This window comes from Dongia sp. (assembly GCF_041905885.1).
Taxonomy (GTDB): Bacteria; Pseudomonadota; Alphaproteobacteria; order Dongiales; family Dongiaceae; genus Dongia.
Window position 1 is genome coordinate 18864 of record NZ_JAYRKD010000016.1, and the last position, 21974, is coordinate 40837.

At 64.3% G+C, this 21974-nt stretch carries 17 protein-coding genes; 6 read left to right on the forward strand and 11 right to left on the reverse strand.

The genetic code is table 11. The annotated features are described in order from the left end of the window. Positions 1-91: 91 nt before the first annotated feature. Positions 92-1585, forward strand: a complete 1494-nt coding sequence (locus ACH2CY_RS16530; RefSeq protein WP_395020411.1) for an undecaprenyl-phosphate glucose phosphotransferase — start codon at positions 92-94, stop codon at positions 1583-1585. Positions 1586-1820: 235 nt separating this feature from the next. Continuing rightward, positions 1821-4208, forward strand: coding sequence for a tetratricopeptide repeat protein (locus tag ACH2CY_RS16535; RefSeq protein WP_395020412.1), 2388 nt, complete (start codon positions 1821-1823; stop codon positions 4206-4208). Between the two features lie 66 nt (positions 4209-4274). Here ACH2CY_RS16535 and ACH2CY_RS16540 read toward each other — a convergent pair whose 3' ends face one another. The 3 genes from ACH2CY_RS16540 to ACH2CY_RS16550 are packed head-to-tail and all read right to left on the reverse strand — an operon-like array spanning position 4275 to position 8065. Beyond that, positions 4275-6050: a GumC family protein gene (locus tag ACH2CY_RS16540; RefSeq protein ID WP_395020413.1), complete on the reverse strand. Its 1776-nt coding sequence runs from the start codon at positions 6048-6050 to the stop codon at positions 4275-4277. A 1-nt stretch (position 6051) separates the two neighbouring features. Beyond that, positions 6052-7281: a DUF481 domain-containing protein gene (locus ACH2CY_RS16545; RefSeq protein ID WP_395020414.1), complete on the reverse strand. Its 1230-nt coding sequence runs from the start codon at positions 7279-7281 to the stop codon at positions 6052-6054. Positions 7282-7309: 28 nt separating this feature from the next. Then, positions 7310-8065 (reverse strand): polysaccharide biosynthesis/export family protein, encoded by a 756-nt coding sequence (locus tag ACH2CY_RS16550; RefSeq protein ID WP_395020415.1) that lies wholly within the window; start codon positions 8063-8065, stop codon positions 7310-7312. A gap of 536 nt (positions 8066-8601) precedes the next feature. Between ACH2CY_RS16550 and ACH2CY_RS16555 the strand changes: the two genes are divergently transcribed. The 3 genes from ACH2CY_RS16555 (at position 8602) to ACH2CY_RS16565 (ending at position 11805) form a co-directional block, all read left to right on the forward strand. Continuing rightward, positions 8602-10104: an undecaprenyl-phosphate glucose phosphotransferase gene (locus tag ACH2CY_RS16555; protein WP_395020416.1), complete on the forward strand. Its 1503-nt coding sequence runs from the start codon at positions 8602-8604 to the stop codon at positions 10102-10104. Between the two features lie 145 nt (positions 10105-10249). Continuing rightward, positions 10250-11023 carry a TylF/MycF/NovP-related O-methyltransferase gene (locus ACH2CY_RS16560; RefSeq protein ID WP_395020417.1) on the forward strand — a complete coding sequence of 258 codons (774 nt, stop codon included), beginning with the start codon at positions 10250-10252 and terminating at the stop codon, positions 11021-11023. Between the two features lie 11 nt (positions 11024-11034). Beyond that, entirely contained in the window at positions 11035-11805 is a 771-nt protein-coding gene (locus tag ACH2CY_RS16565) for an alpha/beta fold hydrolase (RefSeq protein WP_395020418.1), read from the forward strand. Here ACH2CY_RS16565 and ACH2CY_RS16570 read toward each other — a convergent pair. Genes ACH2CY_RS16570 through ACH2CY_RS16585 form a run of 4 tightly spaced genes read right to left on the reverse strand, consistent with a single transcriptional unit; the run spans position 11786 to position 16285 of the window. Then, positions 11786-12538: a phosphocholine cytidylyltransferase family protein gene (locus tag ACH2CY_RS16570; protein ID WP_395020419.1), complete on the reverse strand. Its 753-nt coding sequence runs from the start codon at positions 12536-12538 to the stop codon at positions 11786-11788. The genes ACH2CY_RS16565 and ACH2CY_RS16570 overlap by 20 nt on opposite strands. Next, complete coding sequence (locus tag ACH2CY_RS16575; protein ID WP_395020420.1) at positions 12535-13149, reverse strand: gamma-glutamyl-gamma-aminobutyrate hydrolase family protein; 615 nt, start codon at positions 13147-13149, stop codon at positions 12535-12537. Before ACH2CY_RS16575 ends, ACH2CY_RS16570 begins: the two co-directional genes overlap by 4 nt. Next, on the reverse strand, positions 13146-15500 hold the full coding sequence (locus tag ACH2CY_RS16580) for a PEP/pyruvate-binding domain-containing protein (protein WP_395020421.1): 2355 nt from the start codon (positions 15498-15500) through the stop codon (positions 13146-13148). The genes ACH2CY_RS16575 and ACH2CY_RS16580 overlap by 4 nt, the downstream gene beginning before the upstream one ends. A gap of 2 nt (positions 15501-15502) precedes the next feature. Continuing rightward, the gene (locus tag ACH2CY_RS16585; RefSeq protein WP_395020422.1) at positions 15503-16285 is read right to left on the reverse strand and encodes a class I SAM-dependent methyltransferase; all 783 of its coding nucleotides are present in this window, start codon (positions 16283-16285) and stop codon (positions 15503-15505) included. Between the two features lie 152 nt (positions 16286-16437). Between ACH2CY_RS16585 and ACH2CY_RS16590 the strand changes: the two genes are divergently transcribed. After that, complete coding sequence (locus ACH2CY_RS16590) at positions 16438-17280, forward strand: sulfotransferase domain-containing protein (RefSeq protein WP_395020423.1); 843 nt, start codon at positions 16438-16440, stop codon at positions 17278-17280. Here ACH2CY_RS16590 and ACH2CY_RS16595 read toward each other — a convergent pair. Genes ACH2CY_RS16595 through cysD form a run of 4 tightly spaced genes read right to left on the reverse strand, consistent with a single transcriptional unit; the run spans position 17277 to position 21959 of the window. Next, entirely contained in the window at positions 17277-17795 is a 519-nt protein-coding gene (locus ACH2CY_RS16595; RefSeq protein ID WP_395020424.1) for an adenylyl-sulfate kinase, read from the reverse strand. The genes ACH2CY_RS16590 and ACH2CY_RS16595 overlap by 4 nt on opposite strands. Further along, the gene (locus tag ACH2CY_RS16600; RefSeq protein WP_395020425.1) at positions 17795-19162 is read right to left on the reverse strand and encodes a nucleotide sugar dehydrogenase; all 1368 of its coding nucleotides are present in this window, start codon (positions 19160-19162) and stop codon (positions 17795-17797) included. The genes ACH2CY_RS16595 and ACH2CY_RS16600 overlap by 1 nt, the downstream gene beginning before the upstream one ends. Then, positions 19159-21045: a sulfate adenylyltransferase subunit CysN gene (gene cysN, locus ACH2CY_RS16605; protein ID WP_395020426.1), complete on the reverse strand. Its 1887-nt coding sequence runs from the start codon at positions 21043-21045 to the stop codon at positions 19159-19161. Before cysN ends, ACH2CY_RS16600 begins: the two co-directional genes overlap by 4 nt. Next, a complete protein-coding gene (gene cysD, locus ACH2CY_RS16610) occupies positions 21045-21959 on the reverse strand; it encodes a sulfate adenylyltransferase subunit CysD (RefSeq protein ID WP_395020427.1) in 915 nt (304 codons plus the stop codon). Before cysD ends, cysN begins: the two co-directional genes overlap by 1 nt. Positions 21960-21974: the final 15 nt, after the last annotated feature.

Consider the following 21974-nt stretch of genomic DNA (forward strand, 5'->3'; position numbering starts at 1 on the left):
CATGGTAAATTTCGCTTCCTCCACAGAACTGCGGACGGTTAGGGGTCTAAAAGAAGTTCCAGGGGAGCATTGACCAACGGGAGCCTTCTCGATGGAACTCAACAACCCCGCCGTTCATGCTGGCGATTTCGGCAGAACGACGGCAGGCGGCCGTGTTCGCGGCTTCTCGCCGCAGAATGTCCGGCTGATCGGCGTTGCTATAGACTTCTCGCTGTTCGTGATCGCGATTGTCGCGGTGGCCTGGTGGATGGGCCAGGAGCCGAGCGATCTCTATCGTGTGGCGCAGATCTTCATTGGCGCACTGCTGATGGCGTTGTTCGCGGCCGCTTGCTCGCTGGCCCGCCTGCATGAGCCAAGGGCGCTCGCGCGCATGCCGGTCTCGGCGCATTTCCTGAAGGCGGTCGCCTGCTTCGGGGCGCCACCGGCCCTCACCATGCTGGTCTGCGCGCCGTTCGTCGGGCACGGCGATCCCAATGTGGACCGGCTTGCCGGCTGGCTCGGCTACAGCGCGGTGGCGGCCGCGGCCATTGCGGTCGTCTCACGGACGGTTCTGTTCGGCGGCCTCGCCGGCGCCAGCAAGCGGCTGGTCGCGGCGCAGCGGGTCGCGGTGGTCGGCTCCGGCGAAACCGCGGGCCGCCTGATCCGCTGGCTCGAAGTCACCGAGCCGCGCCTGGTCGAAGTCATCGGCATCTTCGACGACCGGAGCCGCGAGCGGCTCGTGGACCGCAATCTGGCGCCCCTGGTGCGCGGCAACACGGCCGACCTCATCGAACTCTACAAGAGCGCGCCGTTCGACAAGATTGTCATCGCCCTGCCGCATTCGGCGGAAGACCGCCTGCTGCATCTGCTGAGGAAGCTCCGGCAGCTGCCGGTCGATATCGCGCTGGCGCCGGATCTGATCGGCTTCCGCTCGGCCAACCAGGGGCAGTCGGAGATCGCCGGGCTGAAGCTCTACAAGCTGACCGATCGCCCGATCCGCGAGTCGCAGCGCCTGGTGAAGGGCGCCATAGACCGGCTGCTCTCCGGGTTGGCCCTGATGTTCCTGTCGCCCCTGCTGCTCCTGGTGGTGCTGGCGATCAAGCTCGACAGCCGCGGCCCGATCCTGTTCCGGCAGCCGCGCCAGGGGCTCGGCGACAGCCTGTTCCAGGTTTACAAGTTCCGCACCATGCGTGCCGATCTCGGCGATACCCGCGGGCGACAGCAGACCCAGCGCGGCGATCCGCGCGTGACCCGGATCGGCGGCTGGCTGCGGCGCTCCAGCATCGATGAACTGCCGCAGCTCCTGAACGTGCTGCGCGGAGAGATGTCCCTGGTCGGACCGCGCCCGCACACGCCGCACATGCTGATCGGCGACAAGCAGATCTTCGATTTGGTCGACGAATACAGCTTTCGTCACCGGGTGAAGCCCGGGATCACCGGCTTGGCGCAGGTGAACGGCTTTCGCGGCGCCATCGATACCCCCGAGCATCTGCGCGCCCGCATCGACTTCGATCTCTACTACATCGATCATTGGTCGCTGTGGCTGGACATCAAGATCATGGTCCGCACCGCGGTGATCTGCTTCAAAGGCGTGAACGCATACTAGCCACGGCGGTCGTGGCGGGGCTTTTTCAGCAGCGCACCCCCTGCTGCTCTTGGGCTAGGATTCACCCCGGTTCTCCTTACCGGAACGTGCGAAGGGCACCGCCCGCACGCTCCCTCACCATCGTGTGATTCGACAAGTATTTTACTCTCGAATTAGAGTCGATTCGATGGGATGTTGCGGCGGTCGGCGCGTTGCCTGGGTGTAGTGGACGCGCGGTTTCCGGGAGCACTTTAAGATGCGGATGCTGTTCCGCTGTGCTGGCGTGGTTGGTATCGCCGCACTGCTTTGGTTGGGCGGCTGCGATTCGCCGAAAGACCTCGAGGCCAAATACATCGCCAACGGCAAGGCGCTCTATGAAAGCGGCGATTTCGCGAAGGCCGCGGTCGAGTTCCGAAACGCGCTGCAGATCCAGCCGGCCAACCTCGAACCGCAATACTACCTGGGACTGATCGCCGAGAAGCAGGAGAAGCGCGACGCCGCGGCGGCGGCCTTCCAGAAGGTCGCTGACGCCGACCCGAAGAATTTCGACGCCAATCGCAAAGCCGGCCAGTACGCCCTGCTGGGCGCCAATGTCGACGGCACCAAGCGCTACGCCAAGCAGATCCTCGCCAACGCCCCGGGTAAGCCGGAAGGCCATACCTTGATGGCGGCCGCCTTGCTGCTGGAAGGCAAGCTGCCCGAGGCGGAGAAGGAAGCGCGCGCAGCGCTGGCGCTCGACCCGAAGAATGTCGATGCCCTTGTTGTCTTGGCCGGCCGGCAGGCGCGCGGCGGCGCTCTCGACGCGGCGCTGGCGACCGTCGAGCAGGGCCTCGCCGACAATGCGAAGAGCACGGACCTGCTGCTGGTCAAGCTGAAGATCCTGTTTGACCAGAAGAAGACCACCGAGGTCGTCACGGTGCTGCGCCAGATGCATGAGATCGACCCCAAGAATCCGAACTACGTCATCGACCTCGCCAATCAGCTCGCGATGATCGACCAACTCGGCGAAGCGGAGACGATCTTCAAGCAGGCGCTCGAGGCAAATGCCGACAACGACGCCTTGATCGCCGCCTATGCCGGCTTCCTGGTCCAGAAGCGCAGCCTCGACGAGGCGATCAAGCAGATCAAGGTGCTCGCCGAGCAGACCAAGCTGGCGCCGAAATACGTGCTGCTGCTGGAGCAGCTCTATGTGCAGGCCAAGAAGTTCGACGAAGCAACGGCGCTGATGCACGATCTCGAGCAGAACGGCGCGAATGCTAACGACCGCCTGCGGGCCAAGGTCGAGCTGGCGCGCCTGACCGCGCTGCAGGGCAAACCGGACGAGGCCCTGGTCCAGATCGAGGCGATTTTGAAGGAAGATGCGGAGAACGAGCCCGCCCTGCTTCTGCGCAGCGGCCTCGAACTCAACGCCGAGAAGTACGACGCCGTCATCGCCGATGCGAAGTCCGTGCTGCACAAAGACCTGAACTCGGTTGCCGCGCTGGTGCTGCTCTCGAAGGCCTACGAAGCGACCGGCGACACCGTTCTTGCCATCGATGCGCTGCGCAACATCACGCGGCTCGCGCCGAATGACGTCGATGCGCGGCTGCGTCTCGCCAGCCTGCTGGCCGCCAAGGCGCCGGACGAGGCGTTGCAGCATCTCGATGTCGCGATCGCGATGCGCCCCGCCGCACCCGAGCTCAAGGTGCAGAAGGCGGAGTTCCTGGTACGGACCGGCGCCCCGGACAAGGGCGAAGCGCTGGCCGAGACCTTGATCAAGGACCCCGCGACTGCTGCGGTCGGGCACAGGATCGTCGCCATGTCCGCTATGGCACGTAGCGACTTCGCGACCGCGATCGCGGAGTTGCAGCTGGCGGCGGACGGCGGCGAACCATTTGAGAAGACCGGGCCGATGCTGGTGGCCGCCTATATGCGATCCGGCAAGCCCGAGCTCGCGGAGAAGCTGCTGAGCGAGCGCATCGCCAAGGATGCCGGCGACGCCAAGTCGATGGTGCTGCTGGCGGCGGTCCGCATGCAGGCCGGCAAGGCAGACGAGGCGGAGAAGCTGCTGCGGCAAGCCATTGCCGCCAAGCCGGATTCGACCGAACCTTATATCAGCCTGGTGCAGCTGCTGTCGCAGCAGCGCAAGAGCGACGAAGTCGTGAAGGTCAGCGAGGCCGCATCGCAGAAATTTCCGAATGACCGAAGCATGGGTCTGGTCGCCGCCATCGCCTACGACACCTCGGGAAACTTCCAGGCGGCGAAAGCGGGCTATGAGAAGATCTTGGCGAAATGGCCCGACGACATGGTAGCTGCCAACAATCTCGCCGCCCTGATCGCCGATGTCTGGCCGACCGACGCGCAGCTGCTGGACCGGGCGCGCCAGCTCACCGAGAAGTTCAGAGGCTCCGACAATGCGGTGCTGCTGGATACGCTCGGCTGGGTCCTGGTCCGCCAGGGCAACTTCGACGACGCCGCCATCCTGTTGGCGCGGGCAACGTCACTGCTGCCCGACAATCAGCAGATGCAGTTCCACTACGGCATGGCGCTGAAGGGCAAGGGGCTGACCACCAAGGCGCAGGCCGCCTTCTCGCTGGCCTTGGCCGGCAAACCCGACTATCGCGGCCAGGACGAAGCCCACCAGGTGTCCTCGACCTTGAAGTAGACGCGAGACCGCCACAGCGGACCAGGCCGGGGCGATCCGACGATTGATCGCCCTGCCCGCGATTGCCTACGGATTGATCCTGGTCTGCAGCGCCGCCCAAAGCACGTCGAGCGGCATCAAGAACGTATCGATCGCCACCAGCGCGCCGGCGATCGCCGCGATGACCGCAAGAACGGCCGCAGCGAGCTTCACCCAGCGGCTGGTGCGTTCCCGTGGCGTGGTGATGTAGGGAACCGTCGCGAGCGGCACTTCCCCGAACACCCGCTCCAGGCCGCGCGGCTCGTAGACCTTCGAATCCAGCATCTCCAAGGCGAGCATAGCGCCAGCGGCAAGCAGCACCGACATCGCGAGACCTGCCAGCAGCAGGACCTTACGGTTCGGCTTGATCGGCAGTTCCGGGAATTCCGGCGCCTCGATCACAGAGAAGGTCTCGCTCTTGCTCTGTTGCTCCATGCTCTGGGCAACCTGGGCATCCGCTTCCTTGTCCTTGAAGTCCTGGTAGCGCTTCACAGCAGCTTCGTATTGCTGCTGTAGGGAATTGTACTGGCCGGACAAGGCCTGGGTCTGGAGCACGCGCTGCTGCGTTTCCTCGATCTTGGCCTGGAGCGCCGCGGTCTCCATCTGCAGGCCCTGCATCACGGCGGTGGATTCTCCGAGCTGGTTTTGCATCTGGATGTACATCGGGTTGTCGGGCGGCCCTTTCGGCGTCGACAGCATCGAGACGCTCGGCTCCTTGCCGATCTCGGCCTTGAGATCATCGAGCTGCTTGCGCAGCTTCTGCACATCGGGATGCTTCTCGCCGTAACGCTGCAGTGCTTCCGAAAGCTGGGCCTGCAACTGGGACAGGCGCGCCTGGGTAGAAGTCGGCTCGTCGCTGGTGCCAACCTGGGCCTTCAGCGAGTCGATCTGCTTCTTCAGGTGAGCGACCTGCGGATGCTTGGGGCCGTACCGCGCCGAAAGGTCGATGTACTCGAGTTCCAGCGCCATCAGCTGGGCTTGCGGCGTCGCCGGCGTCCCGCCGGAAGTCATTGGCATATAGGGGCTGATCTGTCCGAGTTGTCCCTGCAGGAAGGCACGCTTCTCGGTCAGCTGCTCAAGGGTGCTGCGGTTCTGCAGCAGCTGGCTCTGCAACTGCTCGAGGATCCGCATGTTGGTGTCGATTTGCTCGGGAAGGGTGCTGGAGTTCTTGGTCTTGAACTCGGTCAGCCGCTTCTCGGCGTCTTCCACGTCCTGAAAGAGCTTCTGCGACTGCTGGGCCAGGAACTCGGTCGTCCCCGCCGCCTTCTCGGTACGGGTTTGTACGTTCTCGGCGAGATACAAGTCGGTCAGCCGGCTCGCCACTTGCTGGGCGACGCGCTGATTTCGGTCCTCGTAGGAGACCGTGAATGCGATCGTCGCTTGCGGCTGGTTGCTGTTGCGCGTGCTGCTGACGAAATCGGCGCTCAGCACGGCAAGATCGATCTTGCTGCGCAGGAGGTTGATAAGCTCCGAGCGCGGCGTGGTCGCCAGCGCCGCCTGGTAGAGTCCGAACCGGTCGATGATCTCCCCGAGATTCTGGTTCGTCATGACGCGCTGCTCGATGACCTGCAGTCGCTGGTCGGCGTAGGTCGACACGGTCGACTTGACGAGATCGCTCGGGACATCCGGCTCTTCGATCAGGATCGTCGCGGTCGATTGATAGGTCGGTGGCCAGATCAGTGCGATCGCCACGGCGCCGGAAAACGCCACGAAGCCGACCGCCAGGCCGATCCATTTTCTGCGCCGCAAAGTGTGCAGCACGTTGATGTTGGCCAGGAGGTTGTCACCGTCAAAGCCCAATGACCCGGATTGAGCGATGGCCATTCTAGAAACCACTCCAGTTGAAATCGGGAAGCGCGTAGCGCAGCGTTATAAACGCTGCGTTGTCGTAGGCGGATCCGCCCGATTCGACGTTCTTGTAGCGGAACTGATATGACGCCTGGAATTTGAGGTCCTCGGTCACGTTCCAGGTGACCGCCGGCTGTACCGTCAGGTAGCGCGACAGGCCGTCCTCCGACTGTGTTTCCTGGTCGTCCACATAGCTGGTGTTGAGCGACAGCGCCGTGAGTTCGCTCAGCTGGTAGGACAGGTTAACCGAGCCGCGATTGCGGGTCCGCTCTTCGCCGTCGCCGGTAGGCTCGGTGTCGCGTGAGAGCGTCACCTGGGCGTTGGTCTGTTCATTAATCTGATAGTTCATGTTGAACTGGAAACGATAGCTGATGCTGTCTTGATCTTTCCGGTTCTCGCGGTGGGTGATGTTGTAATTGAGGCCGGCGGCGCCGCCGATCGTGAAGCGCTCGGTCGGGTGGTACTCGTAGCCGAACAGGCCGCCATAGGTGTCCTGGCTTTCGGCGGTGTCGCCGTCCAGGCCCTCGTTGTCGGTTTGATCGGGCTCGAAGCGGGAGTAGTTGAGGCTGGCGGTGACCGACGCCAGCTCGCTCAGATCGTGGGAATAGGTGACGGTCGGGCCGTAGTCCTGGTAGTCGGTCTTTTCCGGCGAGTCATAGGTGGTGCGCAGGTACCGCGCGGACAGGTTGAGGCGGTCGATCGGCGACAGCAGGTAATCCCAGGAGGGATTGGCATCCCAACGATACAGCCGGATCGAGTCGTTTACGAACTGGTCCGTCGCTTCCTCTTCGGATTCCAGCGTGGTGTCACGGTCGAATCTGCCGCGGAAGCTCACCTTGCTGCGTTCGCTCAAGTCCTTCGATGCGTTCAGCCGAGCAAACTGATCCTCGGAGTTGAGATCGGAGTGGTTGATGTATTGGTTGAACTCGAACAGGCCCTGCAAGGCGATCTTCGAGGTCGGGCTGGTGCGGGACAGCGTGAACTCCGGCGTGGTCTGCGAGCTGAACGTGCTGATTTCGTCATTGGGCTGGAGCAGCAGGTTGCTGTTGTAGCCCATCCGCTGTGACAAGGCGGATTCGAAGGTCCATTCCTGCGCCAAGGCGGTACCCGTCTGGAAGCACATCATACAGAGGCTGCTGACCAACAACCCGAATGCCAGCGCGAGGGCGCGATTCACCCCGCGCAGTCCCCGCCCACCGATGGCCATACCAATCCCCCGAAGCAAAAATTAGCGATCAGAATCCAAGACCGGCCTGCGGCACGACCACCACATCGCCGCCCTGCAGTTGGATGTTCATATTGAGCTGCTCCCCGTCCTCGACGCTGGAGTAGTCGAACGGAATCTTCGTCTGCACGCCCCCGCTGTCGCGGCGCAGCACGATGATCCGGCTCTTGCTGGCGAACGGCGTCAGGCCGCCGGCCAAGCTCAGGGCCTGCATCACATCGACCTGCGTGTCGGTCACGAAGGTGCCGGGCTGCTTCACTTGGCCGATCACCGAGAAGGAGTTGCCCGAACTCTTGACCAGCGAGACGGTAACCTCCGGATCGGTCACGTTCGGCAGCATGTTGCCGGCGCGGAGCGCATCCGCGATCTTCTTCGACAGATCGCTGAGCGTCAGCCCGCGCGCGTTGATGTTCCCGACCAGCGGAAAGGCGATGCCGCCGTCCGGCTCGACCGCGACGTCGCGATCGAGATCACGCTCGCCATAGACCGAGATATGGATCGTGTCGCCGCCATTGATGCGATAGAGCGGTTGCGGTGCGGCCTGCGCCGGCCCGGGTTCAGCCGTTGCGGGCTCCACCACGGTGGCCGGCTCGGCCGGCACAGCCGGGACCGGCGCCGCCGCGGGCGTGGCTCCAGCTGGGACCGTGGTGACCGGCAAGGTCGTCGCGGCCGGCGTTTGCGTCGCGGAGGAATCCTGCGCGATCGCCGCCCCGGCCATCCAGGCAACGGCCGTGATTAACGCGATAGATGTGAGGAGCCGTTTCATCTTTTTCTTCCCGTTTTCGACCCGTCGTCGACAACCGTCAAGTTCGATCTCCGCCGCTGATACCGAGGGCAAAATAATCTAAATTTGCTTGATGATACAGCTAAATACCGAGCGTTAATCATGTCCCGTTTTAATTTGGCTATTGGCAGGTCGATCGAACTGAAGCTGCGGCAACGGAATGTTGCTGGACTGCCCGGACCGGCGGTCACGGGCTCCCCGTAAATGCGCAACGCGCCTTGAAGGTTGCGTTTTTGCCGCCCGGATTCGGGCTTGTCACGCTCGATTACGCCGGCCCGTGCTACGGTATTCCCTAATTCCAACATTCAATTAAAACGGGATACCATCAATCTCCAGTCAGAGGCCCGGAATTAGATGGTTAATCACAATATGGTGGTAGCAAATTCGCCGGTTTTCCAAACGCAGATCCAAATAAATGACCTAAAGTTTGGAATAAATTCGAAAGCGGATCTGCCAGCCGTGGCAGCGGGTTCTCCTCCCGCAGCGGCCGGGGGGCTTCTTCGTCGGGGCAGAATTTGATGGATATGCGTAGTCCAAGTCGGAAGCTGGAACTCCTAGGACTGGCATCACCCGTCGCAAAGCGCGCGCCGACCGGGCGCCTGCAGCCGCAGCAGCTGAGCTACATCAGCCTGGCGATCGACCTGGCGCTGTTCGTCGGCGCCGGAGCGGTTGCCTGGGTCGTGGCCTCGGTCCCCGGCGCCGACATCTATCGCCTGATGGCGCTCGGCATCGCCGGCATGGCCTGCATCATTTTCCTCGGCTTCTGCCGGGCGCTGAAGGTCCACGACCCGCTGCTGCTGCTGCACACCACCGCCATCTCGCGCATGCCGCGGATGATCGTCTGCACCGGCCTGCCGCTGCTGTTTCCGCTCGCGATGAGCCTTCTCTTCGTGCGCAGCGCCGAGACCGAGGTCCATCACCTGATCTCCTGGCTGCTGTGGTTTGAATTGATAGCGATGTCGGCGACGGTCGTGGCGCACGGCTTCTTCCAGGTGGTGCGGCCGATGCTGAGCGATCGCATCCTGGCCCGTCAGCGCGTCGCCATCATCGGCGCCGGGGAATCGGCCGCGCGGCTGATCAAGTGGGTGGAATTGACCGCGCCCGGTTTGTTCGAGATCATCGGCGTCTTCGACGACCGCGACAGCCGCCGCACCCTGAATTCCAGCGTCGCGCACCAGATTCGCGGCAGCACCGCCGACCTGGTCGAGCTCTACAAATCCGCCGCCTTCGACAAGGTGGTCATCGCCCTGCCCCATTCCGCCGAGGCGCGCCTCCTCGACCTGCTCCGCAATCTGCGCGTCCTCCCCGTGGACATCGTGCTCGCGCCCGACCTGATGGGCTTCAACGCCGCCGATCAGGAAACCGCGGAAATGGCCGGCCTGAAGCTGCACTCGCTGGCGCACCGGCCGATCCGCGAGCCGCAGCGGCTGATCAAGACCGCGATCGACTTCGCCGCGGCCTCCGGAGCCTTGATCTTCCTTTCGCCGCTGCTGTTGCTGATCGCGCTCATCATCCGGCTCGACAGCCAGGGCCCGATCTTCTTCCGCCAGCGCCGCCAGGGTCTCGGTGACCGGCTGTTCGATGTCTACAAGTTCCGCACCATGTATTGCGACCTTGCCGATCCGAAGGGCGCCAAGCAGACCAAGCGCGGCGATCCGCGGGTCACCAAGATCGGCGCATTCCTCAGGAAGACCAGCCTCGACGAGCTGCCGCAGCTGATGAACGTGCTGCGCGGGGAGATGTCGCTGGTCGGCCCGCGTCCGCACACGCCGCACATGCTGATCGGCGACAAGAAGCACTATGAGATCGTCTCCGAATACAGCTTCCGCCACCGCGTGAAGCCCGGCATCACCGGCCTTGCCCAGGTGAACGGCTATCGCGGCGCGGTGGACACTCCCGACCAGTTGAAGGCCCGCGTCGATCTCGACCTCTACTACATCGACCACTGGTCGCTCTGGCTCGACATCAAGATCCTCTGGCGCACCGCCTTCGTCTGCTTCTCCGGACGCAACGCCTACTGAGCGCCGCCCCGCCGGCGCGGCCCGATTCGAGCGGCTAATCGACTCACAACAAACGGTTTTTCTGCGGGGATTTCGGCGGCGGCCGAATCCGCTATCATCCCGCTTCGCCGCCTGGAGCGCGGCGACCGGCAGTGAGGTGGATCCCGTGGTCGAGCAGTCCCTGCAGTTTCCCGTCAAGATCGACTTGAAGTTCCCGCTGCCCGACGGCCGCATGCTGGTGCAGGGGCCGCTAACCTACAACACCGACGGGCTCGCCACCCAGCACAATTGTGAGTTCATCAAGGATCCGAGATTCGCCGCCGCCTACGCGTTTGGGATGACCGACGGCCCCGCCGGCCGGCATCTCGAATGGCGCGTGCATATGGCGATCTGGGTCGCGGTGCAGGCGGCACAGCTCGAAGGCGACTTCATCGAATGCGGCGTCAACACCGGCATCGTCTCCGGCGCCGTCATGACCTATCTCGACTTTGCGAAGCGCGCCGACCGGACCTACTACCTGCTCGACACCTTCGCCGGAATTCCCGAGGAGCAGATCACCGATTCCGAGCGCAAGCTCGGCGTCGCCGGGATGAATGCGAAATACCAGGGTGGCGACAGCCTCTTCGCCATGGTGCAGCGGAAGTTCGCGCGCTGGCCGAACGCCAAGCTCATTCGCGGCCGCGTGCCGGACACCCTGGCCGAGGTGAGCGCGCAGCAATTCGCCTTCGCCTCGATCGACATGAACGTGGTGGAACCGGAGATCGCCGCCGCCGAATGGCTCTGGCCGAAGCTCTCGCCCGGCGGCTTCGTGCTGCTCGACGACTACGGCTGGGCGCCGCATATCCACCAGAAGCGCGCCTGGGACGTCTTCGCCAAGCAGAAGGGCATCGAGATCCTGTCGCTGCCGACCGGCCAGGGCCTCTGGATGAAGCCGCGGTAACCGATCCGGTCATGGAGTTCACGCGGGATCAGATCGGCCCGACCGTCTTCTTTGCGACGCCGCCGGAGACGGGCAAGCGCAACCTGCTGATGCTGCACGGCGCGCTCGGCAGTTCCGAGCGGATCATGCATCTCGCGTCCGGTTTCGACGATTTCAACCTGCTGTTCTGCGATCTCAAGGGCCATGGCCAGTCCGAGAAAGCCGCTGGGGGCTACGATCCTGCGACTTTGGCGGGCGAGCTCATCGCACCGATCAATGCGAGCTTCGGCGCGGCGCCCTTCGCCGTCGTGGCGGAATCCTTCTCCGGCATCGTGGCGCTCGACCTCGCCCGGCGAACGCAGCAGCTGCAATGCCTAGCGATGGTCGACACGCCCTTCGACAACCAGCGCATGCCGGATTCACTGGTCGCCCTGGTGCGTGCCTACCAGTCGCGCGCCGAGCAGCGCGAGGCCATTGCCGGCGTCAGCGCAGGTTTCTTCGGTCTCGATGTCGTGGCGCGCAAGGTGCGGCCGCTCAGCTATTTCGACCGGCTGGAAGGTTTGCGCCTGCCGCTGCTGATGGTATCCGGTACGCGGAAGGCCGTCGATCATCCGAAAGCCCCGGAACCCGGCGCCTATTTCTCGGAGCAGGATCGAGCCAGGATCGGCGCCGCCTATCAGGGGCCGTTCTCGGTGGTGGAGATAGCCGGGGCCGGACATCGCCTGCTGAAGACCCATCCGGATCTGGCGATCGCCGCGATCCGGCCGTTCCTGGAGCAATACGCTACGCTGCCGGCAGCTTGATGCGGCCCGACGCCACTTCCGCTTCGTAATAGGCGAGATCGCTCTCGCTATCGACCTCACCCCAGCCGGCATCGGTCGGCACCGCGCGGATGTCGAGGCCGCGCTTTAGCAGCAGCGAGAGCAGACCGGTCATGTCAAGCTTGTCGCGCCGCGCCGGTTCCAACTCGGCAAGCAATGTCTCGACTCCGGCCCAGCTTTCCGGCGTGAAGCGCAGCAGGCCCATATACTGGCCTTCGATCTGGTCGAGCGAGGTCGCCCGTGCACCGATCTCCACCAGGCGGTTGCCGTCGGTCATGCGGAAGGTCTCCGCGTCGCACAGGGGATCGGCGAAGCGTGCTTCCCAGAGCGCGCGCCAGTTGGGGTCATAGGCGATGGCGAGCTCCGGCCCGGCCAGGGCCGCCAGCCGCCGCACCGTCGACGCCGGATAGAAGATATCGGCATAGCTGACCAGGCAGGCCGACTGCTTCAGCCAGGGCGCCGCGGCGGCCAGGGACATGACCATGTTGGTCTCGGCCCAGCGTTCGTTCCGGAACAGCTTCACATCGGGACGGACCAGCTGCTCGGCCCGATAGCCACCCACGACCGCGATCTCGGCGACTCCGCCCGCGCGCAACGCCGCCTGCTGCATCGAGAAGAGGCTGCGGCCCGCGAGCTCGACCAGGCATTTCGGGCGGTCTTCCGTCGCCGCCTTCATGCGGCTGCCGCGCCCGGCGGCGAGAATGATGGCTCTCATGCGCGTGTTCCGAAGAGTTTCTGCAGCAAGTCCTGGTCCTCGGGCGCGAACGGCGACATCCGCTCGGGATGCCACATCACGCAGAGGATCGGCTCGCGCCGATGGCGCGCCGCCTCGATCGTATCGTCCGCTGCGATGCCGATCACGTCGAAATCCACCGGCACGCCGCGAAAGCCCCAATTGTGGAAGCTGTTCACCGCCCGCTCGGAGCCGTCGGCGAAGCGGACCGGGTGCATCACCGCGACATGGCCGGTGACGGCGACCAGCTCGGCGCCGAGCACCGTCAAGAGATGCTGCATGCCGCGGCAGACGGCGAGGATCGGCCGCTGCTGCGACCGCGCCCAATCCACCAGCTTGCGCTCGACTGCATCGCGATCCGCCGCATCGGCGCCCTGGCTGGAAAGATCGCCGCCGCCGGACAGGATGACGCCGGCGGGATCGAACTCCGCCAGCAGCGCGTCTGTGCTGTCGGGCGCGTTGGGGATCGGCACGGGAAGAAGGCCGCAGCTCGCCAGCAGCGGCGACCAGCGCTGGTCGAGCGAATCCCGCCGCTCGTTGCGATCCTTCAGGAACTCGACCCGCTGGCTGATCGCGACCCGCCGTGAGGTCATTGAATGACGTCGACCCGGCGGTTGGCGCAGTCGAGGCCGAGACGCCGGGCACCCCGCCACTGGTTGAACAGCAGCTCGCCCGCGCCGATCACGGCCGGGAGCTGCAGCTCGCCGGCGCGGATCGCCATGTGCGAATTGACGCCGCCATAGGCGGTGATGAAGCCGCGGATGCCGCAGGAGAACAGCCAGTCGAAGCCGGGATCGGCGCTCGGGATCATGACGATCGCATCCTTGAGCTCCTCGAGCGGGCGGTCATGGCCGGTGACCGGTCCCTCGGCCTTGCCCTGGGTGATGAAATTGGGCTCGGCCTGGAGCTGGCTGAAGGAGAAGACATCGTCCGACCCTTGGATCAGCGGCGGCAGCACGATCTGCTTGGCCTGGGCATAGCGCACCCGGCCGTTGGCGATGCTGCTCTCCATGATCTCGGCGGCATTGCCGGCCGAGACGTAGAGCTCCTCGATCAGGGCGGCGTCGAAATAGGACATCGCCTCGGCGTCGAAGCCGTGCTTGGCGCCGAGCGTGGTCAGCAGTTTCAGCGAGTCCGAGAGCGACTTGGTGAAAACGAACTTGGAGTGCTCGCGGCCCTGGATGCTGGCCTGGATGAAATCGAACAGGCGCACCACGTCCATGTCGAGCTTGTGCTCCGCCAGGAGCTTGTCGATCTGGCGGATCTGCGCCAGCGACAGCGCGAAGGGCTGGTGCGGCTTCGCCGGCGCCGACTGCTTCGACCAGTCGAGATAGCGGTCCGGCGCTTCGTCGTAGCGCGGCGAGAGAATGTCATAGGTGCCCGGCCGCAGGTGGCCGTAGCGTTCCAGGAAGGCGGGTTTGGAGAGATTGCGGAAATCTTCCGCCATCCGGCCGCTGACTGTGTCGAGCCCGGCCATGAAGCAGTCATACTGCTCCCGGGCCAGGATGCCGACCGTCACCAGCGACTTCAGCATCTGCACCGCGATGAAGCCGGCGCGCGCCAAGCCGGCGAAGGGCAGAGTGCCGTAGCGCTTGCAGTCCTCGAGCAGCCAATAGACCTTGCCGAGCTCGTCCATGTCGGCGTTGAGGATGGTCTGCTGGCGCTGCTGCAGCACCTCGATCTTGGCGCTGTCCTGCTTCCAGAGCCCGCTTTCGGCATGGACCACGCGGTTGGTAAGGCGGCGCAGACTCTCGGTGACGCAATCGAGGTCGCCAGTGCTGAAACCCCGGTCGCGGAGCCGCTTCAGCCGATCCTGAAGATCGAAGCTGTAGCAGGAATGGACGATCTCGAACTCGACCTTGTCGTGCAAGGTCGGCGCCGCGAGGAGCTGGTCGATATAGGCATCGACCATCCGGTCGGCGAGCCCGTCCTCGATGTCGCCGGGCACGAAGCTGTTGAAGCTCACCCGCACGTCCACATAGGGGAGGCCATGGAAGCTCACGATCAATGGAAAGGATCGGAGATTGCGGTAGCCGTAGTTGTGCCGCTGATAGGCCCAGACGCTGTCGGTGATGAGATTGCGATAGAGCGAGAGTGCCAGCGGCCGCGGCCGCACGCCGATGATCTCCGCCGGATTCCAGTCCGGCATCACGCCATAGACCGTGCGCCGGCCGCGGAGATAGGGATGCGGGCGGTTGGCGACGGCAATCTTGTCGGCGATGGTCTGGAGCCGGGCGCGATGCGCTGCCGTCTCGCGCGGCGAGAGGCTGCCGCCAACCAGCGGCCGGACCTGCAGCAGGTAGAGCTTGCCCTGGGCGAAGGTGAACTCGATGTCGAGCTCGGCCAGGCCGAAGATCGATTCCAGCTCCCCCGCCAGCGTCAGCAGCGGCCGGAGCGGCGCCGGACAGAGGCTCGGATTCTCGCCCTTCAAGTGCAGATGGGTTTCCAGCGGGCTTTGCTTGCCGCCGGTCACCGCCGCGGTGTCGCCTTCGGTCTCGTAGTTGATGACCAGGTAAGGCGAGCCGCTGTTGGGATCGCTGGTGAAGACCACGCCCGACATGTCGACCGATTGCAGCATCGGCTGGATCAGGACCTGGTCGGTCGGGTCGGTCTCGTCGTAAGAGGCGAAGACCCGGTCGATCGCCGCCTTGAGATCGGCGAGGCCAAGCACATTTGGAATGGAGAGGAAGCGGCCAGCCTGCGAAGCGCCGGCCTTGTCTTCATGCCGCGCACTGGAGCGCACGATCAGCGGCGCCTTCAGCCAGCCGTCACGCTCGGCAATCTTGAGAGTCGCGTCGGAGGCGGCCTCCCAGCCCTTTCGCTCGACGATCTGCAGCGGCAGGATCTCGGCACTGTGCAGGACCGGGCGCAGCCGCGCGAGCGTCTCCGCCTTGGTGCCGAACTCGAGAGGGCGTTGAGCCGTTGCGTCCCGCGGCAGCGCCATGGTCAGATCTTTCGCGCCGACCAGGCCCGGGTGCGGTAGGTGGTGACGATCTTGTCCATGCCGGCGGTGCGCTTCTCGAGCCAGCCGAGGAACTTCGCCCAGTTCTCCGGGCCCATCTGCACCTGGATGTCGTTCACCGAGCGCCAGACGCCGATGTAATGCTCCGGCGTCTGCTCGGCGGTGTGCCGGCCCTCAAGATAGACCACGTCGTCGAACTTGCCGCTGGCCCAGAGCTTCTCGGTCAGCGTCTCGGTGATGCCCGAACCGCCGGAGGAGACGCGCTTCATGGTCGGCGGGCAGAGCGACTTGATGTAGTCCTCGACCTCGACCAGGAAAGGATTGATCTCGATGAGCCGCGGATTCCAGAGCGCGACGAAGCGGCCCTTGGGCCTCAGGATGCGGCGGAACTCGTCGAGGCCGCGATCGAAGTCGACCCAATGGAAGGACGAGGCCATGGAGACCATATCGACCGACTGGTCCGCCAGACCTGTGGCCTCGCCGCTGCCTTCGCGATAGCTGACCCGCTGGCCTTCACTATCCCGGATACCGCAGCGGCGCATGTCCTCGTTGGGCTCGACCGCGGTCACATGGGCCACGCGCTCGGCCATGAGGCGGGTCCAGATCCCGGTACCGGCGCCGATATCCGCCACCTTCATCGACGCCACGTCGTCGGCGCACATCGCCAGCAGGGCGTCGCGCACCGACCGGCTGTAGCCGGGGCGGTAACGGGAATAATTCTCGGCAAGGCCGGTGAAATCACCGTGTTTCAAGGCGGTCTGGGCCATCTCTGTCTCGCTGGTTACGACGTGAAAACGTCGCAAGTTCCGTGCCGCAATCTAGGCCAGTTAAGGTTTACGAGACGTTAATACCCTCGCCCCTACAGTTCGGCATGGCGGCGGGCGGCGGCTGCGCACCGATGATTTGAAAGGACTTTCTCGTGGCGAATGCCGATCAGCGGCCCGTGGTCTGGCTCTGCGGTTTTCCGAGCTCGGGCAACCTGAAAGCGCAGCTTGGCCTCGCGACCCTGCTGTTCGGGGCGCCAAAGTCGATCACCGAGCTCGATACCAACATCCCGGTGATGTCGATCGGGCCGCAGATCCCGCCCTGCCCGGAGGGCTTCCCGCTGCGCTTCATCTTCACCCATCACCTGGCCAACCGCTTTATGCTGACCCAGGTGAAGACCTATCGGATCGTCTATGTGGTCCGGGATCCGATCGATGCCGGCATTTCCTCCGCGGGTTACCTGCTCAACCAACGCATCAAGCTCGGCAGCGCCACCGAAGCCGAGATGCAGGCGACGCGCGATGCCCTGATCGAAAGCTTTCTGGACTACGGCACCTATCCCGAATACGTCTCTTACGACTACGGCACTTGGTCGAGCCATGTTCTGAGCTGGCTCACCTATGCCCAGGAAGCGCGCGTCGAGATGATGGTCGTCAAATTCGACGACATGCGACACCGCGGCGCGGAGGTCCTGGGTGAACTGGCCAAATTCGTCGGCATAAAGAACCTTCCGGATGGCCGGATCGAGCAGGCGCTGGAATCCTGGTCGTTGAAGGCGAGTGCCCTTCTCGAGGAGAACGCCATCCGGAACCAGGAGCGCAGCCGCTTCTTCAAGCCGGCCTGGGCGCCCGCCTATGCGCAGGGTTGGCGCTACCACGGCAAGGGCCTGTCGGGTTACGGCAAGGATCGTCTCTCACCGGCGCAATGGGAGAGGGCCCGTCACCTGTTCGGCCCGGCCGCCGCGAAGATCGGCCTGGAGATGAAATTCTCCGCCTAGCGGCGGATCGGAAACTTCCGAAGGATTTGGGCGACCGCGTCCTCGGGCGTGATGTCGCCATGGTTATCGATCAGCAGATCGGGCGCGCGCGGCTCCTCGATCGCAAAGTCGAGCCCGGCGACGTCCTTGACTTCGCCGGCCTTGGCCCGGGCGTAGATGCCCTTGGGATCGCGCGCCTGCAGCTGCTCGATCGGCACCCGCAGATAGATCTCGTGATAGCCGGGAATGTTGGCGCGATTCCAGTCATGCACCTGGTGGAACAGCGAGATCGTCGCACAGATCACCGTATGGCCCTGGCGTGAAAGCTCGCTGCAAAGCCTCGCATATTGCAGCGCCAGATTGAGGCGCGATCCGCGGTCATGGGCGCCGGAGACGCCGAAGATCGCGCGCAGCACATCGCCGTCGAGCAGCACCGGGCGCCGGCCCGCGGCGACCATCCGGTCCACGAGGCGTTGCGCCACGCTGCTCTTGCCGGCAGCGGAGAGCCCGGTGATCCAGTAGACTTGGCCCTGCATCACGCCTTCACGATCCGGCGGCCGCGCGCCTTGCTTTTTTCCATGGCGTTGCGGGTATCCACCACCAGCCGCGCATGCTTGCCGATCCGCTGGTAGTCGACGTTGTCATGGTCGGTGACGATCAGCACGGCATCCGCGGCGGCGATGCGCTTGGCGGTGAGCGGCACCGAGCGGCGGTCGGTCAGATGGCCATGCTCACGCGACGGTTTGACCCTTGAAATAAACGGGTCATGATACTCGACCACAGCGCCCGCCTCCTCCAGCATGCCGATCAGGGTGAGCGAGGGACTCTCGCGCATGTCATCGACGTTCTTCTTGTAGGCGAGGCCGATCATCAGGATCTTCGCCTTCTTCAAGGCGCGGCCGGCATGGGCATTCAGGGCTTCCGCAAGACGGCCGACGACATAGCGCGGCATCAGCGTGTTGATCTCGCCGGCCAATTCGATGAAGCGGGTGTTGATGCCGAACGCGCGCGCCTTCCAGGTGAGATAGAAGGGGTCGATCGGGATGCAATGGCCGCCGAGGCCCGGGCCGGGATAGAAGGGCATGTAGCCGAAGGGCTTGGTCTTCGCCGCCTCGATCACTTCCCAGACATCGATGCCCATGGCATCGAAGATCACCTTGAGCTCGTTCACCATCGCGATGTTGACGGCGCGGAAGATGTTCTCGGTGAGCTTGATCGCTTCCGCCGTCTCCGGCGAGGAGACCGGCACCGTCTTCACCACGACGCCGTCATAGAGCGCCTTCGCCAGCTTCAGCGCCTTGGCGCCGTCGCCGCCGATCACCTTGGGAATGGCGGCGGTGCCGTAGGTCTCGTTGCCGGGATCCTCGCGCTCGGGGGAATAGGCGAGATGGAAGTCGCGGCCCGACTTCAAGCCGCCGCGCTCCAGGATCGGCTTCAAGACCTCGGTCGTGGTGCCGGGATAGGTGCTGGATTCCAGTACCACGATCTGGCCCTTGCGCAGGTGGCGCACTACCTCCTCACCGGTCGTGACGATGAAGCGGAGATCCGGCTCCCGAAACCTGGTGAGCGGCGTCGGCACACAGATGATAATCGCGTCCATCTGCTTCAAGCCGGCGAAATCGCCGCTCGCGGCGAGGTACTTCGCCTTCACCAGCGGCCGAATACGGCCCGCGGGAATATGCTTGATGTAGCTCCGGCCGGCACTGAGCACGTCGATCTTCTTCGGATCGATGTCGAAGCCGGTGACCTTGAAGCCCTTCTCGGCGAAGAGGCAGGCCAAAGGCAGGCCGACATAGCCCAGACCGATGATGCCGACCTTGGCGGTTCTGGCCGCGATCCTCCCGGCGAGATCCGGCGTCCCGGCGCGCCGCGACCGAGTTTGTTGCGCGGCGCGACGGCTCATACGTACCCGGCCCCTTTGAGGTAGGAAACGATTGCCGCGGCATGGGTCGCGGGATCGGCTTCCTCGGTCTTGATGGTGAGCTCCGGATGCTCCGGCGCCTCATAGGGGCTGTCGATGCCGGTGAAGTTCTTGATCGCCCCCGCCTTGGCCTTCTGGTAGAGGCCCTTCGGGTCGCGCTGCATGCAGATCTCGATCGGCGTGTCGACGAAGATCTCGACGAACTCCCCCGCCTCCACCAGCTCGCGCGCCATGCGGCGCTCGGAACGGAACGGCGAGATGAAGGAGACCAGCACGATGGTTCCCGCATCGACGAACAGCTTGGCTGCCTCGGCGACGCGGCGGATGTTCTCGACCCGGTCGGCATCGGTGAAGCCGAGATCGCGATTCAGCCCGTGCCGCACGTTGTCGCCGTCGAGCAGGTAGGTGTGCTTGCCTTCGGCGAAGAGGGCGCGTTCCACCAGGTTGGCGATGGTGGACTTGCCCGAACCCGAAAGACCGGTGAACCAGAGGATGACCGGCTTCTGGCCCTTGAGGCTCGCGCGCCCGGACTTCGCCACGTCGAGCGCCTGCCAGTGCACGTTGGTCGCGCGGCGGAGGCCGAAATCGATCATGCCGGCGCCGACCGTCGTGTTGCTGAAGCGGTCGATCAGGATGAATCCGCCCATGTCGCGGCTCTCGCGATAGGCGTCGAAGGCCAGCGGCTGGGTGACCGAGATATTGGCGTAGCCGACCTCGTTCAGGTGCAAGGTCTTGCCCGCGTTGTGGGCCAGTGTGTTGACGTCGGTCTTGTATTTGAGATCGGTGATCTGCGCCGGCACCATGGCCGGGCCGAGCTTCAGCATGTAGGGCCGGCCCGGGAGCATCTCCTCTTCCGCCATCCACAGCAGGTGCGCCGCAAACTGATCGCTGACCTCGGGCCGCGCCGCGCTCGCCGCCAGCACGTCGCCTCGGGAGATGTCGATCTCGTCGGCGAGGGTCAGGGTCACCGCCTCGCCCGCCACCGCTTCGGTCACGTCGCCGTCCCAGGTCACGATCCGCGTGACACTGCTGGTGCGGCCGGATTTCGCGACCGCGACCACGTCGCCCGGACGCACCCGGCCGCTCACGATCGTCCCGGCGAAGCCGCGGAAATCGAGGTTCGGCCGGTTGACCCATTGCACCGGCATACGGAACGGCTTGTCGGCGACCGCGCTGCTGACGTCTATCTGCTCCAGATGCGCCAGCAGCGCCGGCCCCTCGAACCAGGGCATCTTGGCGCTTTTCGCGATCACATTGTCGCCGAAACGGGCCGAGAGCGGGATCGGCGTCACGCTGGTAAAGCCGAGATCCTTGGCGAAACTCTCGAACTCCTCGACGATGGTCCGAAACACGACCTCGGAGAATTCCACCAGGTCGATCTTGTTCACCGCCAGCACCACGTTCCGGATGCCGAGCAGCGAGACGATATAGGCATGCCGCCGGGTCTGGGTCAGGACGCCCTTGCGCGCGTCGATCAGGATGACCGCAAGATCGGCGTTGGAGGCGCCGGTCGCCATGTTGCGAGTGTACTGCTCATGGCCCGGGGTGTCGGCGACGATGAATTTCCGCTTGTCGGTCGCGAAGAACCGATAGGCGACGTCGATGGTGATGCCCTGCTCGCGCTCGGCCTCGAGCCCGTCCACGAGCAAAGCGAAATCGATGTCGTCGCCGGTGGTGCCGTGCTTCTTGGAATCCTTTTCCAAGGTCGCCAGCTGGTCCTCGAACAGCAGCTTGGTGTCGTAGAGCAGCCTGCCGATCAGGGTCGACTTGCCGTCATCGACTGAGCCGCAGGTCAGGAAGCGCAGGAAGGACTTTTTCTCTTGGGCCGCAAGATAAGCCTTGAGATCTTGTTCGACGGCACTCATCAGAAGTAGCCCTCCTTCTTCTTCTTTTCCATGGAGGACTTCTCGTCGTGGTCGATCAGGCGCCCCTGGCGCTCGGAGGTGGTCGCGGTGAACATCTCGGTCACGATGTCCTCCAAGGTGGCCGCCGGGGATTCGATCGCACCGGTCAGCGGATAGCAGCCGAGGGTACGGAAGCGCACCAGGCGCTGCTCGACCGTCTCGCCCGCCTTCAACTTCATGCGATCGTCATCGACCATCATCAGCATGCCGTCGCGCTCGACCACCGGCCGGTGCTTGGCGAAATAGAGCGGGACGATCGGAATCTGCTCCATCAGGATATATTGCCAGATGTCGAGCTCGGTCCAGTTGGAGAGCGGGAAGACCCGGATCGACTCTCCCTTGTTGATCCGCGTGTTGTAGACTCGCCAGAGCTCCGGCCGCTGGTTCTTCGGATCCCAGGCATGCGCCGCAGTGCGGAAGGAGAAGATGCGCTCCTTGGCACGGGACTTCTCCTCGTCGCGCCGCGCGCCGCCGAAGGCCGCGTCGAATCCCCATTTGTCGAGCGCCTGCTTCAGGGCCTCGGTCTTCATCACCTGGGTATGGAGCGAGGAACCGGAATCGAACGGGTTGATCCCGCGCTTCACGCCTTCCTCGTTCACATGAACCAGCAGGTCGAGCCCGAGCCGCTTCGCGGTCTCGTCGCGGAAGCTGATCATCTCCCGGAATTTCCAGGTGGTATCGACATGGAGCAGCGGGAACGGCGGCTTCGACGGATAGAAGGCCTTCATCGCCAGATGCAGCATGACCGACGAATCCTTGCCGATCGAATATAGCATCACGGGGTTGCGGAACTCCGCCGCCACCTCGCGCATGATGTGGATGCTCTCCGCCTCCAGGCGATGAAGGTGGGAAACCAGGGTGCGCCGGTTCGACAAATTTCCATCCCTTTC

Excerpts from the sequence above, each read along its gene's own strand:
- ACH2CY_RS16530 (WP_395020411.1), top strand. The coding sequence starts at position 92 with ATGGAACTCAACAACCCCGCCGTTCATGCTGGCGATTTCGGCAGAACG.
- ACH2CY_RS16535 (WP_395020412.1), top strand. The coding sequence starts at position 1,821 with ATGCGGATGCTGTTCCGCTGTGCTGGCGTGGTTGGTATCGCCGCACTG.
- ACH2CY_RS16540 (WP_395020413.1), bottom strand. The coding sequence starts at position 6,050 with ATGGCCATCGCTCAATCCGGGTCATTGGGCTTTGACGGTGACAACCTC.
- ACH2CY_RS16545 (WP_395020414.1), bottom strand. The coding sequence starts at position 7,281 with ATGGCCATCGGTGGGCGGGGACTGCGCGGGGTGAATCGCGCCCTCGCG.
- ACH2CY_RS16550 (WP_395020415.1), bottom strand. The coding sequence starts at position 8,065 with ATGAAACGGCTCCTCACATCTATCGCGTTAATCACGGCCGTTGCCTGG.
- ACH2CY_RS16555 (WP_395020416.1), top strand. The coding sequence starts at position 8,602 with ATGGATATGCGTAGTCCAAGTCGGAAGCTGGAACTCCTAGGACTGGCA.
- ACH2CY_RS16565 (WP_395020418.1), top strand. The coding sequence starts at position 11,035 with ATGGAGTTCACGCGGGATCAGATCGGCCCGACCGTCTTCTTTGCGACG.
- ACH2CY_RS16570 (WP_395020419.1), bottom strand. The coding sequence starts at position 12,538 with ATGAGAGCCATCATTCTCGCCGCCGGGCGCGGCAGCCGCATGAAGGCG.
- ACH2CY_RS16575 (WP_395020420.1), bottom strand. The coding sequence starts at position 13,149 with ATGACCTCACGGCGGGTCGCGATCAGCCAGCGGGTCGAGTTCCTGAAG.
- ACH2CY_RS16580 (WP_395020421.1), bottom strand. The coding sequence starts at position 15,500 with ATGGCGCTGCCGCGGGACGCAACGGCTCAACGCCCTCTCGAGTTCGGC.
- ACH2CY_RS16585 (WP_395020422.1), bottom strand. The coding sequence starts at position 16,285 with ATGGCCCAGACCGCCTTGAAACACGGTGATTTCACCGGCCTTGCCGAG.
- ACH2CY_RS16595 (WP_395020424.1), bottom strand. The coding sequence starts at position 17,795 with ATGCAGGGCCAAGTCTACTGGATCACCGGGCTCTCCGCTGCCGGCAAG.
- ACH2CY_RS16600 (WP_395020425.1), bottom strand. The coding sequence starts at position 19,162 with ATGAGCCGTCGCGCCGCGCAACAAACTCGGTCGCGGCGCGCCGGGACG.
- cysN (WP_395020426.1), bottom strand. The coding sequence starts at position 21,045 with ATGAGTGCCGTCGAACAAGATCTCAAGGCTTATCTTGCGGCCCAAGAG.